Source organism: Streptomyces sp. NBC_00258, assembly GCF_036182465.1.
In the GTDB taxonomy this organism is placed as follows: domain Bacteria; phylum Actinomycetota; class Actinomycetes; order Streptomycetales; family Streptomycetaceae; genus Streptomyces.
The window spans coordinates 5,845,460-5,858,554 of record NZ_CP108081.1; the positions used below are offsets into that span (position 1 = coordinate 5,845,460).

A 13,095-nucleotide genomic window follows, 5' to 3' on the forward strand; every position below is an offset into this window, starting at 1 on the left:
AGACGAGACGTATCGTTACGCTTCATGGAACTCCGCCTTCCCGTAGCCCCCGGCGTACACCTCTGGACAGAGCAGCGCGGCAGCGCGGACGCCCCGCCGCTGCTCCTGATCATGGGCGCGGGCGCCTCCGGCCTCGGCTGGCCCGAACCACTGGTGGACGCCCTAGCCGTCGACCACCGGGTGATCCGTTACGACCACCGCGACACGGGACGCTCCACCTGGGCGTTCGAGCGCCGGCCGTACCGCATCACGGACTTGGCCGACGACGCCGTCGCGGTCCTCGACGGCCTGGGCGTGGAGCGGGCCCACGTCGTGGGGATGTCGCTCGGCGGCATGCTGGCCCAGCTGCTCATCGCCGACCACCCCGACCGCGTGCTGAGCGCCACGCTAATCGGGACGTCGGCACTCAGCACCGCCCCTTACACCCGCCCCGACGGAACGCGCATCCCGGTGGAGGAACTGCCCGGCATCTCCCCAGAGGTAGTGAAGATCTGGTCCCACCTCGCCGAGGAGCGTGACCGGGAGGCCGAGCTGGACTGGCGCGTCGCACACTGGCGGGTACTGGCCGGCGGTCGACTCCCCTTCGACGCCGCGTACTTCCGCGATCTGGAAGAGCGCATCATCGAGCATGCCGGCGGCCCCGCCACCTCACCCGCACACGCTCTCGCCGACGACTCCGGCATGCTGCGCACGGAGGCGCTAGCGACGACCGAGGTACCCGTACAGGTCATCCTCGCCCCGGCCGAACCCGTGTTCCCGCCGCCGCACGCACAGCACATCGCCCAGGCGATCCGGGGTGCCCGCCTCACCGAGATCCCCGGCATGGGACACGCCCTCCCTGCCGGACTCCTCCCGGCGCTCGCCACAGCGATCCTCTCGGCCACAGCGACCCCAGGCCGCAGCTGATGTAATCACACACCATTTCAATCGATACCGTATCGATTGATTTGACAGCGGTACCATGCCCCCATGACCGCCGACGCTCCCCACCCCGCCACCACCACCGCCTCGCGGGCGACCGACCGCCCCGGGGACGCCTCGCCCTTCGCGCTCGGTCTGCTGCTGCGGCAGGCGCACTGGCGAGCGGCCGCGGTGATGTCGGAGGCGCTTCGGCCGCTGGGTATCGAGTTGCGGCATTTCGCCGTACTGATCGTGCTGGTCGACCGCGGGCCCACCGTGCAGCGGGACCTGGCGGCAGCGACGGGGACGGACAAGGCCGGAATCATGCGGGTCGTCGACGACCTGGAACGCAAGGGTCTCGCCGTACGAAAGTCCGTTCCGGGGGACCGGCGGGTGCGGGCGGTGGAGATCACACCGCAGGGCGTCGAGCTCTTCGACGCGGCCCATGTGGCGGCGGCACCGAAGGCCGACCGCCTGGTTGCCGATCTGGGGCCCGGCGAGCCGGAGCAGCTGACGGATCTGCTGACCCGGTTCGCCTATCCCGCCGACGGCGAGGCGTAGGCGCTCCCAGGCCCGGGGCGGGTTACGCGGCGAGGCGCTCCGCGAGCGCCTTGGCCTTGGCGGTCGCGTCCGCGAAGGCGCGCTCACGGGATGCCTCGTAGAGGGGGATCAGCTCGGACATGGCCGGGTTGCGGGGGGCCATCGTGAGCTCCGGGACGATGAATTCGAGGTCCAGGCCGAGGGCGCCCCGGAGGACGGCCTCCAGGTAGTTCTGCACGAACTCGAAGCCCTCGCGCGGGGTGCCCGGCGCGTAGGAGCCGCCGCGACTGGCGATGACGACGACCGGGGTGCCCTTGGCGGAGGGGGTCTCGCCCGCCGTGCGGCCGAGCAGGAACACGTTGTCCAGCCACGCCTTGAGGGTCGACGGGATCGAGTAGTTGTGCATGGGGGCGCCGATCAGCACGGCGTCCGCCCGCTCCAGCTCCTCCATGAGCCTCACGCGCTCGCCGAACGCGGCGGCCTGCTCCGGCGTGCGCTCGGACGGGCCCGTGAAACCGGCGGACCAGGCGGCGGCGGTGATGTGCGGGACCGGGTCGGCGGCGAGGTCACGGTGGATCACCTTGCCCTCCGGGTGCTGTTCCTCCCAGGCCTTGCGGAAGGCGTCCGCGACCGAGCGGGACGAGGACGCCCCACCGGGGAGCACGGACGAGTCGATGTGCAGCAGCGTGGTCATGGACTTTCTCCGAAGTTGCGGGGCCCGAGGCGGGGAACCAAGGGCCGAGGATTCGTACTCGACGACAGTTAAACACGAGAAGGTATCGAATGATACTGTCTCGGTCGTAAACGAATTTGATGCGACGAGCAGCTGGGAGGCAGGCGATCTTGGACGTCTACGAGGCGGTCACGAGCCGACGGGCGGTGCGTGGATTCACCGACCGGCACGTCCCGAAGGAGACGCTGGAGCGCGTGCTGACCACCGCGGCCTGGGCACCCTCCGCGTCGAACCTCCAGCCGTGGCACGCCTACGTGCTGACCGGCGGGCAGCTGGCCGAGCTCAAGAAGCGCGCCGGTGAGCGGCTGGCCGCGGGCGACCCCTGGGACGAGCCGGAGTACGAGCAGTACCCGCCCGCGCTGAAGTCCCCGTACCGCGAGCGCCGGTCCGCCTTCGGCGAGCAGCGCTACGGCGCACTCGGCATTCCGCGCGAGGACCTGGAGGCGCGCCAGCGGGCCGCGGCCGGCAACTGGGACTGCTTCGGCGCGCCCGCCGCCCTGTTCTGCTACATCGACCGCGACCTCGGCCCGGCCCAGTGGTCCGACGCCGGCATGTTTCTGCAGACGGTCATGCTGCTGCTCCGCGCCGAAGGGCTCCACAGCTGTACGCAGATGGCGTGGGCGAAGTACCACCGGACCGTCGCGGAGGTCCTGGCACCCCCGGACGAGCTCCTCCTCTTCTGCGGCATGTCGATCGGATTCGAGGACACCACAGTGGGATACACCCGTACGGGCCGGGCACCGCTCGACGAGACGGTCGTGTTCGTCGAGGCTTGAGTCCGACGAGAACAGAGAGCGGAAACGAGAGCGGTAGCGAGAGCAACTGGGAGGTCCGCGATGGCGACGATGGGGAACCTGCCCGAGGTGGTGTCACGGGAGGAGTGGCTTGCCGCCCGCAAGGAACTGCTGGAGAAGGAGAAGGAGCTCACCCGGGCGCGCGACCGCGTGAACGCCGAGCGGCGGCGCCTGCCGATGGTCCGCGTCGACAAGCCGTACACCTTCGAGGGCCCGGACGGGACCGTGTCCCTGCTCGACCTGTTCGAGGGGCGGCCCCAGCTGGTCATGCACCACTTCATGTGGACGTACGACATCGACGCCGACGGCATCGAGCATCCCCGTGACACCGGCTGCCCCAGCTGCTCCTCCGCCGCCGACGGCATCGCCGGACTGCGGCAGCTGCACGCCCGCGACACGACGCTGGCCGCGGTGACCCGCGCGCCGTACGCGAAGATCGCCGCGTACCGCGAGCGGATGGGGTGGACCTTCCCCTGGTTCTCCTCGGCCGGTGGCGACTTCAACTACGACTTCCACACGACGGTCGACGACCGCGTCGCTCCGGTCCAGATCTTCCACCGCAGCGAGGCCGAGCTCGCCGAGGCAGGGATGCCCTGGTCGGAGGAGTTGCGCGGCGACTGGCCGGGCATCAGCGCGTTCCTGCGGGTGGGCGACGAGGTGTTCCACACCTACTCGAACTTCGGCCGCGGCATCGAGGAGTTCCACAACGGCTACCCCTACCTCGACCTCACCGCACTCGGCCGCCAGGAGGCCTGGGAGGAGCCGAAGGACCGCGCGGCCCCGCGCGGCATGGAGGTCGGCGGCCCCGGGATGCGCATCCCGGACGAGTACGACGTGTGAGACGGGTTGCCGATGCGTCTGCACCCGGGCGAGACCGAGGCCGCCGGCCTGCGGGTGGTGACCGTGCTCGACGCCGTCCGGCAGCTGCGCGACGCATCGCCCGACGTCACCGGACGTCCGCGGGTGATCGCGATCGACGGCCGGGGCGGCGCCGGCAAGACGACCCTGGCCGAGCGGCTGCGCGGGGCGGTGCCCGACTCGGCCGTCGTGCACACCGACGACGTCGCCTGGAACCACGCCTGCTTCGACTGGGGCGCCGTGCTCGTCGAGAACATCCTGCGCCCCCTGCACCGGGGTGAGGCGGTGGACTTCCGCCCCGACGCCTGGATCACCCACGACCGGCCCGGATCGATCACCGTCCCCGCCGGTGCCGACGTCGTCTGGGTCGAGGGCACCGGCATCATCCGCGAAGAGCTTGCCCCGTGGCTGGACGCCTCGGTGTGGATCCAGGGTGACCTCGACGAGCAGGAACGCCTGCTGGCCGTCCGCGACGGCGACTCCCCCGAGCAGCGGGAGCACGTGGCGAACTGGCTGCTGGAGGAACTGCCGTTCATACTCCGGGAACAGCCGTGGGCCCGGGCCACCCTGATCGTCGCCGGCCCTCCGTCGACCGACCACGACCCGGACACGGAGTTGGTCGTCGCCCCGCCGACGGGCCTGTAGTCCGGCCGCCCACCCGGTCACGGCAGCCGCCCCTCCCAGTTGAGCCGCCGCACCCGCGCCCGCAGCACCTCCCCCGCCGGAGCCTCGCCCACCGCCTCCGGCGGACAGTCCCACTCCCGACCGCCGCCCACGGGCCGCAACTGTACGTATCCGCCCTCGCGCCCCATGACCTGCCCGACCCGCCCGTCGCGCAGGTCGACCGCGTACTCCCGGCTCACGCGTCACCACCCGCCGCCGCGCGCAGCGCGTCGGCCAGCCGAACCGCCGTCCGTACGTTGCAGCGCCCCAACTCCACCAGCGCGTACGGTTCGCCGGTGGCCGCCGTCACCGGATCGACGCCCAGCGACGGCAGCGCGACGCCCGCTCCCTCCAGGGCCGCCCGAAGACACGCCACCGCCTCCTCCGTCGACAGCACCCGCCGACTCGACGTCATCTCCATCGCGCCCTGCCTCCACTCTGAGTGTTCGCGTTCAACACACAGCGTGGCCATCACGGCTCTAACCTGGCCAGAGACGGCGCCCCAACAACCCCACCTGTGGGACAGGGAGTTGCGCATGGCAGGACCGAAGGACCTCGACCCGTCCTCCTCACCTCGTGCGCTGATCGGCGCCGAGTTGCGTCACGCCCGCGAGAGGAAGGGCCTCAGCCAGAGCGAACTGGGCGAGCCCTTGTTCGTCAGCGGCTCGTTCATCGGCCAGTTGGAGGCCGGGACACGACGCCTCCACCTCGAATACGCCGCCCAGATAGACGAGATCCTCGACACGAACGGCTTCTTCGAGCGCAACTGCAAGGCACTCGCCAAGTCCAAGTACCCGGATCACTTCGAGGAAGCGGCGGAGGCCGAGGCAGTTGCTACGGCGATCAGGCACTACCTTCCGCTACTGATCCCCGGCCTGTTGCAGACCCCGGCGTACGCCGCAGCGTTGTTCCGCTCCTACAGGCCGCTGGTCTCGGGCGCCGAGATCGAAGAGTTGGTGGCGACCCGAATGGAACGTGCTCGCCTCCTCAGCGATCCAACAACCCCGCTGTTGTGGGTGGTTCTTGACGAGGCCGCGCTCCGGCGACCAGTCGGCGGAACGGCAGTGATGACAGAGGCCCTACGCCATGTGGCAGACCTGGCGCGTCGTCACCGGATCATCATGCAAGTGCTGCCGTTTGACGCCGGAGACCATGCCGGAATGGGCGGCTCCTTGAAGCTCATGGAATTCGCAGACGCCCCGCCGCTCTGTTTCGTCGAGGGGCTGGACATGGGCAAACTGCTGGACGACCCCGCCACGGTCGCCCGCCACGCCCTCACGTTCAACCTCCTCCAAGCGGCAGCACTTTCCCCTCAGGGCTCGCTGGCCCTGGTGGAGTCAGTGGCGCAGGATTACGAGCATGAAGACCAGCACCCGTGAGTACGACCTGCCCTCCACCACCTGGTTCAAGTCCAGCTACAGCGCTGGCGACGGCGGCGATTGCCTCGAAATAGCGGACGGCCACCCCACCCGCGTCCCCGTCCGAGACTCCAAGAACCCCCTCGGCCCGAAGCTCAAGTTCCGGGCCGAGGCATGGTCGGCGTTCGTCGAGAACCTCAAGCAGGACTAGCCGACAGCCGCCCCGAAGCTCAAGCGTCGAGTTTCGAGCCCTGCCTCTGAGGATTGGGTGGTGGGCCTCAACCCGCCCACCCTCCCTGCGAGTTGACTCGAAGCGACCGACTTGCCACGGACAGTTACCTGGGTCTAGCGTGCCCGGATAACGAACAGCCCCCGCTCGGCGCTTGCAGGCACCCGCGGGGGCTTGACCAACAAGATCGAATGCGAGTCGATCCCATGGCTGACGCCAAGCCTAGTCCTGCCTTCCTGCCCGCGCACGCGACCCCGCCGCACCCGATGGCCAGCCCGGGTTACGGAAAACGCGGCGCCCCGGACCAACTACCCCGAACGGCCCACGACTTCGCACACCTCCCACCCCGAGAAGCCGCCGTCGCCGCATACATCGACCGGCTCCCCGGCGGCGCCGACATCTCCGTAAAGACGCTGGCCAAGACGCTCCCGTACGGCCAGTGCGCACTCCGCACGGCCCTCAACAACCTCCAGCGGGCAGGCCACTTGCGCCGGGGACGCGAACACCTGACCGGCTCGGGAAGCTCCCGCTGGATCACCCGAACGTGGTTCTCGCGAACGGCGCGGGACGACGACTGGTGGGCGGCGTTCACGAGGGGCGACGTACCGAAGGAAGCACAGGAACCCCCTGCCGGGCAGGGCGGCCCGACCCGCTCCCGCGCGTACATCCTGCTCGCGGCGCTCGGCCGTACGACCCCGTCACTGTCCCTGTCCGCCAGGGCGTGCGAGGACCTCGCCCCGCTCGTCACGGAGTGGTTCGCGAGGGGTGCGACCGACGAACACGTACTCCGGGCCCTGACGGCGGGCCTCCCGGTCCCGGTCCACAGCCCGGCGGCCATCGTCCGTACCCGCCTCACCACGAAGCTCCCACCGGAACGGGAGCCGGAGCCGACTCCGCCGCGACGCCCACCCCTCCGCGTACTGGAGTGCGCGAAGTGCGGCACACCAGGCCGCCCGGAGGCCCTCCCGGGAGGCGTCTGCGGCCCGTGCCGGGGCGAGACCGGGCCCACCCCGGCCTCCACACCGCTCACGGCCTCCGCGGTACGAACCCACGCCGCCGACATCCGCACCGCGATGGCCAACCGCAGACAAGGAAGCCGCACGTGACCCAACCACCCCCTCGCGATGGCCAACCGAGAACCCGACGGCGCCACCGTCACCCTCCATGTGCTGAAGGTCGGCCGCAGCGCGTGACCCACCCGCGCAACGCCCAAGGGCGGCGCCCCCGCAAGAAAGGGTGCCACCCTCGGCGTACAACAGCGATCAGTGTTGGTCGGCTCAGCTGAGTGAGCCCAGTGCCGCCGCGTCGTACGCGCCCAGCTCGTCGAACCGGCCGTCGAGGACCTTCGCCGCCCAGTGGGGGTCCTGGAGGAGTGCGCGGCCCACGGCCACCATGTCGAACTCGTCGCTCTCCAGGCGGTCCAGCAGGTCGTCGATGCCCCTGGCCGGGGCGCCCTCGCCCTGGAAGCCCTTGAGGAAGTCGCCGTCGAGGCCCACCGAGCCTACGGTGATGACCGGCTTGCCCGTCAGCTTCTTCGTCCAGCCGGCCAGGTTCAGGTCCGAGCCGTCGAACTCCGGGCGCCAGTAGCGGCGGGTGGAGGCGTGGAAGGCGTCCACACCGGCCGCGGCGAGCGGGGCCAGCAGCGCCTCCAGCTCCTCCGGCGTCTCGGCGAGGCGTGCTTCGTAGGCCTGCTGCTTCCACTGCGAGAAGCGGAAGATGATCGGGAAGGTCGGCGAGACGGCGGCGCGCACCGCGGCCACGATCTCCGCGGCGAACTGCGTCCGGGCCACCAGGTCGCCGCCGTACGCGTCGGTGCGGCGGTTCGTACCGGCCCACAGGAACTGGTCGATCAGGTAACCGTGCGCGCCGTGCAGCTCGACCCCGTCGAAGCCGATGCGCTCGGCGGCGGCAGCGGCCTCGGCGAAGGCCTGGACGACATCGTCCAGGTCCTGCTGGGTCATGGCCCTGCCGGTGACCTCGGCGCCCTCCGTGTGGATGCCGGACGGGCTGACGGACGGGGCGTCCGCGAACGGCGGCTCGCCGGCCCTGCGCACACTCCCGATGTGCCAGAGCTGCGGCACGATCTTCCCGCCCGCCGCGTGCACGGCCTCGGCGACCTTCGCCCACCCGGCCAGCTGCTCCTCACCGTGGAAGCGCGGGATGTCGTCCCTCTGCCCGGCCGAGTCGTGGCCCACGTACGTGCCCTCGGTGACGATCAGGCCGACCCCGGCGGCGGCACGGCGCGCGTAGTACGACGCCACGTCCTCCCCCGGAACACCGCCCGGCGAGAACTGCCGGGTCATCGGCGCCATCGCGATCCGGTTCGGAACGGTCAGACCGTTGAGGGAGACGGGCCGGGAAAGGATCTCGGCCGCGCGGGAGGCGGAGGGGGTGACAGTCACGTAGGGGCTCCTCGGGGGTGGAGTGGTCGAGCGGTCGGTCGGGGGATCCATGCGTACGTATGCACATTCCCATTGGTATGTGCATACGCATGAACCGCTCCCCGGATCAACGACCCCGGCGACCAGGACATTCCGTCACCGCGCCACCGGCCCCCGTGATCCCGGCCACACCTCCGCACCCGTTCAAGGCCGACCTGTTCGCGCGCGTGATCTATAAGGTGTGGTGGCCATCAACACCATTCGAACGCAAGGGAACAGATGGGTAGACAGATACGGTGGACGGCCGCTCTCACCGTCCCCCTCGCCCTCGGGGCCACGCTGCTCGCTCCGACGACCGCCGCACAGGCGGAGACGGTCGTCTCCGGGAACTACACCTCGGTCTTCAACTACCCGAGGCCCACGAGCGCCTACGACTTCTCGATCAGCACCGGCGCCGGTGAACTGATCGACCTCGCGGCGCCGGACTCGACCCTCTACATGGGGATGTACTGGTTCAGCAGCGCGACCCTGCGGGAGAAGCTCGCCGCCGCGCAGACGCGGGGTGTGACCCTGCGCATCGTCGCGGAGGGCGCGAACTCCGGCGACCTGAGCCAGCTGCCGCTGACGGGCGACTCGACCCTCACCCGGTGCAGCAACGGCTGCCTCGGCAACGGCTCGGGCGACACACGGGCGATCAACCACGACAAGTACATGGTGCTCGACGCACTCACCGACGGCCGCAAGAACGTCGTCTGGCAGAGCTCGCAGAACCTCGCGGGCGGCCAGGACGGCGAGATCAACAACGCGGTCGTCGTGGCGGGCAACGCGACCCTCGCCACCCGGTACCGCAACCACTTCAACGACCAGGTCGAGCACGCCGGCGACAGCCTGCACACGACGTACGACCACACCACGGGCGACCCGAACTCCCCGGTCGAGGCGTACTTCTCCCCGCGCGACACGGCCTCGGACGCCACGCACTACGGCAACGCCGACATCCTCGCCTCGTTCATCGACCAGGTCGACTGCAGGCAAGACGGCAAGATCAGGATCGCGGCGGCCGAGCTCGACCAGCGCTCGACCCGCCCCGCCGTCTACGAGGCCCTGGAGACCAAGCGGACCGAAGGCTGCGCCATCGAGGCGAACGTCCGCGACCTCAGCGACGGCGGCGGCAACAACGGCGTCGACGAACTCGCCGGCCTCGACATCCCGGCCTATGGAAACCGCCCCGGCGGCTGCCGCTACAAGGCCACGGCGACCTCGTCCTGCAACCGCGGCACCGTGCACTCCAAGTACCTGCTGACGGAGTGGAAGAAGGACGACGGCACCCAGGTCCAGCACGTGTACACGGGCTCCCACAACTGGACCGCGGGCTCGCTGAAGACCAACGACGAGACGATCCTGCGCATCGACGACGCGGGCACCTACCAGGCGTTCGTCGCGAACTTCAACAAGGCCCGCGCCCTCGTGACCGACATCGACGCCACGAAGTACGGCTCGACATCCCAGCACTACTCCCGCGTCAACGTGAAAGCGAACGGCGACCAGCACTACAGCGCCGTCGCCTCCGGCGGCACCTCCGCCGTCTACACGGCGGTCGTGTACGAACAGGGCGACCGCCACGACGCCTCGGACACCGAGCTGGGCACCGACGTGTACATCCGCATGTACAAGGACGGCGTACCCCTCTGGGACGAGCAGCTGCTGAGCAACAGCGGGACCGGTACCACCTGGTCGCACCAGAAGCCCGACGTCGGCGTGGACGACCAGGGCAACGCGATCGTCGTCTGGGCCAAGGACGACGACGGCAACAAGTACGCCGACATCGCCGTGCGCCGGATCACCCCGGCCGGCACGGTCACCACCCTGCCGCGCCCGCACGCCTCCGGTGACGGTGACCAGCTGCGGCCGACGGTCGCGGTGGCCGGCGACGGTTCCTACGGCGTCGCCTGGGAGTCCACCGCCGACGGCTCGACCCTCAACCAGGTGTACGCGAGCAGCTGGTCGCCGACCGGTGCCGCGCGCTACCAGGACGTCCAGGTCAGCACGATCGCCTCGGGCGCGGCCGGGTCCAACCGCCGGCCCGACGCGGCGATCGACGACGCCGGGAACATGGTCGTCGCCTGGGAGGAGGACGCGGACGGCAACGGCGGCCTCAACGTCGGGGTGGCGAAGCTGACCGCCTCGGGCGGCTTCGCCGTGGCCCGCAAGGTGGCCAACTCGCTCACGGACGGGCAGCAGACCAGGCCCGCGGTGGCGTCGGCCGGTGACGGCCGGTTCGTCGTGGCGTGGACGGACGAGTACACCACCGGCACCGGCACCCTGGTCCGGGACCAGCGGATCCAGCACCGCGTCTTCTCGGCGACCGGCACGCCCGCGGCCGCGGACCGGCGGACGACCGAGGAGCCCACCGGGACCGGCCCCTACGTCGATGCCAAGCGGCCGATCTCCGACCAGGCCGACGCCGATGTGGCGGTCGCCGACGACGGCAGCTTCGTCGTGGCGTGGAAGGAGGCCTTCGACGTGGTCGTCGGCAACCCCGCGACCCTGCACGCCGGCCAGGACGACGTCTGGGCCCGCGGCTTCAACGCGGACGGGACGACGGCCGACCGGCTCGTCCCGACCCGGATGAACGTGGTGACCGGCGGGGGCCAGGGCGGCCCGGCCGTGGCCCTGGCCGCGAACGGCCGGCTGGCGCTGACGTACTCGGACGACTACGACGGCAACGGCCACAACGAGATGCGCCTGCGGGACGCGTTCAAGAACGCCTGATCACGGCACCGTCCTAACCCTGCGGGAACGGCGGAACGCCCGAGGGCGGCACCCCTGGAATGGGATGCCGCCCTCGTTCGCGCAATGCGAAGTACCGCGTACTGCGAAGTACTGCCTACCGCGATGAACTACCGAGCCTTGGCTGCTTGCGCCGGGGCTCAGAAGTCCATGTCGCCGCCCGGCATGCCGCCACCGGCGCCGGCGCCGGCGCTGGCCTTCTCCGGCTTGTCGGCGATGACGGCCTCGGTGGTGAGGAACAGCGCGGCGATGGACGCGGCGTTCTGCAGGGCAGAGCGCGTGACCTTCGCCGGGTCGATGATGCCTTCGGCGATCATGTCGACGTACTCACCGGTCGCGGCGTTCAGGCCGTGGCCGACGGGCAGGTTGCGCACCTTCTCGACGATGACGCCACCCTCGAGACCACCGTTGACGGCGATCTGCTTGAGCGGGGCCTCCAGGGCGAGCTTCACGGCGTTGGCGCCGGTCGCCTCGTCACCCTCCAGGTCCAGCTTCTCGAAGACCGAGGAGGCCTGGAGCAGGGCCACGCCACCACCGGCGACGATGCCCTCCTCGACGGCCGCCTTCGCGTTGCGAACGGCGTCCTCGATGCGGTGCTTGCGCTCCTTGAGCTCGACCTCGGTGGCGGCACCGGCCTTGATGACGGCCACGCCGCCGGCCAGCTTCGCCAGGCGCTCCTGGAGCTTCTCGCGGTCGTAGTCCGAGTCGCTGTTCTCGATCTCGGCACGGATCTGGTTGACGCGACCGGCAACCTGGTCCGCCGAACCCGAGCCGTCGACGATCGTCGTCTCGTCCTTGGTGATGACGATCTTGCGAGCGCGGCCGAGCAGCTCAAGGCCCGTGTTCTCGAGCTTGAGGCCGACCTCCTCGGAGATGACCTCGCCGCCCGTGAGGATGGCGATGTCGTTCAGCATCGCCTTGCGGCGGTCACCGAAGCCCGGGGCCTTGACGGCGACGGACTTGAAGGTGCCACGGATCTTGTTGACGACCAGGGTCGACAGGGCCTCGCCCTCGACGTCCTCGGCGATGATCAGCAGCGGCTTGCCCGACTGCATGACCTTCTCCAGGAGCGGGAGCAGGTCCTTGACGTTGGCGATCTTCGAGTTCGCGATCAGGATGTAGGGGTCGTCGAGGACGGCCTCCATACGCTCCATGTCGGTGGCGAAGTACGCCGAGATGTAGCCCTTGTCGAAGCGCATGCCCTCGGTGAGCTCGAGCTCCAGACCGAAGGTCTGGGACTCCTCGACCGTGATGACGCCTTCCTTGCCGACCTTGTCCATCGCCTCGGCGATGAGCTCGCCGATCTGGGTGTCGGCGGCGGAGATGGAGGCCGTCGAAGCGATCTGCTCCTTGGTCTCGACATCCTTCGCCTGCTCCAGCAGGGCACCGGAGACGGCCTCGACGGCCTTCTCGATACCGCGCTTGAGAGCCATCGGGTTGGCGCCGGCGGCTACGTTGCGAAGGCCCTCGCGGACCAGCGCCTGCGCCAGAACGGTCGCGGTGGTCGTACCGTCACCGGCGACGTCGTCCGTCTTCTTGGCGACTTCCTTGACCAGCTCAGCGCCGATCTTCTCGTACGGGTCCTCGAGCTCGATCTCCTTGGCGATGGAAACACCATCGTTGGTGATCGTGGGGGCGCCCCACTTCTTCTCGAGGACGACGTTGCGACCCTTGGGACCAAGGGTGACCTTGACGGCGTCGGCGAGCTGGTTCATCCCGCGCTCGAGACCGCGCCGTGCCTCCTCGTCGAACGCGATGATCTTGGCCATGTGAAGTGGTCCTCCCGGACTGGGGTGGAATCTCCAGGACCGCGCCCGCGCCCGCGACGGACGGCCTGCCGACCTCGTGG

The 13,095-nt window shown here is 70.0% G+C and carries 14 protein-coding genes; 9 read left to right on the top strand and 5 right to left on the bottom strand.

The window, feature by feature from the left end; genetic code table 11:
• Positions 1-24: 24 nt before the first annotated feature.
• Positions 25-906: an alpha/beta fold hydrolase gene (locus OG718_RS25865; RefSeq protein WP_328845283.1), complete on the top strand. Its 882-nt coding sequence runs from the start codon at positions 25-27 to the stop codon at positions 904-906.
• Positions 907-969: 63 nt separating this feature from the next.
• Positions 970-1,461, top strand: a complete 492-nt coding sequence (locus tag OG718_RS25870; RefSeq protein ID WP_143639646.1) for a MarR family winged helix-turn-helix transcriptional regulator — start codon at positions 970-972, stop codon at positions 1,459-1,461.
• Positions 1,462-1,483: 22 nt separating this feature from the next.
• On the opposite strand, the gene OG718_RS25875 is transcribed toward OG718_RS25870, so the two are convergent.
• Positions 1,484-2,134 (bottom strand): FMN-dependent NADH-azoreductase, encoded by a 651-nt coding sequence (locus tag OG718_RS25875; RefSeq protein WP_328845284.1) that lies wholly within the window; start codon positions 2,132-2,134, stop codon positions 1,484-1,486.
• Positions 2,135-2,283: 149 nt separating this feature from the next.
• Here OG718_RS25875 and OG718_RS25880 point away from each other — a divergent pair, with 149 nt between their 5' ends.
• From OG718_RS25880 to OG718_RS25890, 3 genes are read left to right on the top strand one after another with little or no spacing between them, the layout of a single operon-like run.
• Positions 2,284-2,949: a nitroreductase gene (locus OG718_RS25880; protein WP_143639642.1), complete on the top strand. Its 666-nt coding sequence runs from the start codon at positions 2,284-2,286 to the stop codon at positions 2,947-2,949.
• A gap of 60 nt (positions 2,950-3,009) precedes the next feature.
• Positions 3,010-3,807 carry a DUF899 domain-containing protein gene (locus tag OG718_RS25885; protein ID WP_328845285.1) on the top strand — a complete coding sequence of 266 codons (798 nt, stop codon included), beginning with the start codon at positions 3,010-3,012 and terminating at the stop codon, positions 3,805-3,807.
• Between the two features lie 12 nt (positions 3,808-3,819).
• Positions 3,820-4,470: a uridine kinase family protein gene (locus OG718_RS25890; RefSeq protein ID WP_328845286.1), complete on the top strand. Its 651-nt coding sequence runs from the start codon at positions 3,820-3,822 to the stop codon at positions 4,468-4,470.
• Positions 4,471-4,487: 17 nt separating this feature from the next.
• On the opposite strand, the gene OG718_RS25895 is transcribed toward OG718_RS25890, so the two are convergent.
• Both OG718_RS25895 and OG718_RS25900 read right to left on the bottom strand, forming a co-directional pair.
• Complete coding sequence (locus OG718_RS25895) at positions 4,488-4,688, bottom strand: hypothetical protein (protein ID WP_143639636.1); 201 nt, start codon at positions 4,686-4,688, stop codon at positions 4,488-4,490.
• Positions 4,685-4,909: a hypothetical protein gene (locus OG718_RS25900; RefSeq protein ID WP_143639634.1), complete on the bottom strand. Its 225-nt coding sequence runs from the start codon at positions 4,907-4,909 to the stop codon at positions 4,685-4,687. The genes OG718_RS25895 and OG718_RS25900 overlap by 4 nt, the downstream gene beginning before the upstream one ends.
• A 115-nt stretch (positions 4,910-5,024) precedes the next feature.
• Between OG718_RS25900 and OG718_RS25905 the strand changes: the two genes are divergently transcribed.
• The 3 genes from OG718_RS25905 to OG718_RS25915 all read left to right on the top strand — a co-directional run bounded on the left by OG718_RS25905 (position 5,025) and on the right by OG718_RS25915 (position 7,181).
• A complete protein-coding gene (locus tag OG718_RS25905) occupies positions 5,025-5,867 on the top strand; it encodes a helix-turn-helix domain-containing protein (protein ID WP_143639632.1) in 843 nt (280 codons plus the stop codon).
• On the top strand, positions 5,848-6,057 hold the full coding sequence (locus tag OG718_RS25910; protein ID WP_143639631.1) for a DUF397 domain-containing protein: 210 nt from the start codon (positions 5,848-5,850) through the stop codon (positions 6,055-6,057). The genes OG718_RS25905 and OG718_RS25910 overlap by 20 nt, the downstream gene beginning before the upstream one ends.
• A gap of 224 nt (positions 6,058-6,281) precedes the next feature.
• Positions 6,282-7,181 (top strand): hypothetical protein, encoded by a 900-nt coding sequence (locus OG718_RS25915; RefSeq protein ID WP_328845287.1) that lies wholly within the window; start codon positions 6,282-6,284, stop codon positions 7,179-7,181.
• 171 nt (positions 7,182-7,352) lie between these two features.
• Here the strand turns inward: OG718_RS25915 and OG718_RS25920 are convergent, their stop codons facing one another.
• Positions 7,353-8,528, bottom strand: a complete 1,176-nt coding sequence (locus tag OG718_RS25920) for an NADH:flavin oxidoreductase (protein WP_143639629.1) — start codon at positions 8,526-8,528, stop codon at positions 7,353-7,355.
• Between the two features lie 207 nt (positions 8,529-8,735).
• On the opposite strand from OG718_RS25920, the gene OG718_RS25925 reads away from it, so the two are divergent.
• Complete coding sequence (locus tag OG718_RS25925) at positions 8,736-11,228, top strand: phospholipase D-like domain-containing protein (protein WP_328845288.1); 2,493 nt, start codon at positions 8,736-8,738, stop codon at positions 11,226-11,228.
• A 158-nt stretch (positions 11,229-11,386) separates the two neighbouring features.
• On the opposite strand, the gene groL is transcribed toward OG718_RS25925, so the two are convergent.
• Positions 11,387-13,015, bottom strand: a complete 1,629-nt coding sequence (groL, locus tag OG718_RS25930; RefSeq protein WP_143639626.1) for a chaperonin GroEL — start codon at positions 13,013-13,015, stop codon at positions 11,387-11,389.
• Between the last annotated feature and the right edge of the window lie 80 nt (positions 13,016-13,095).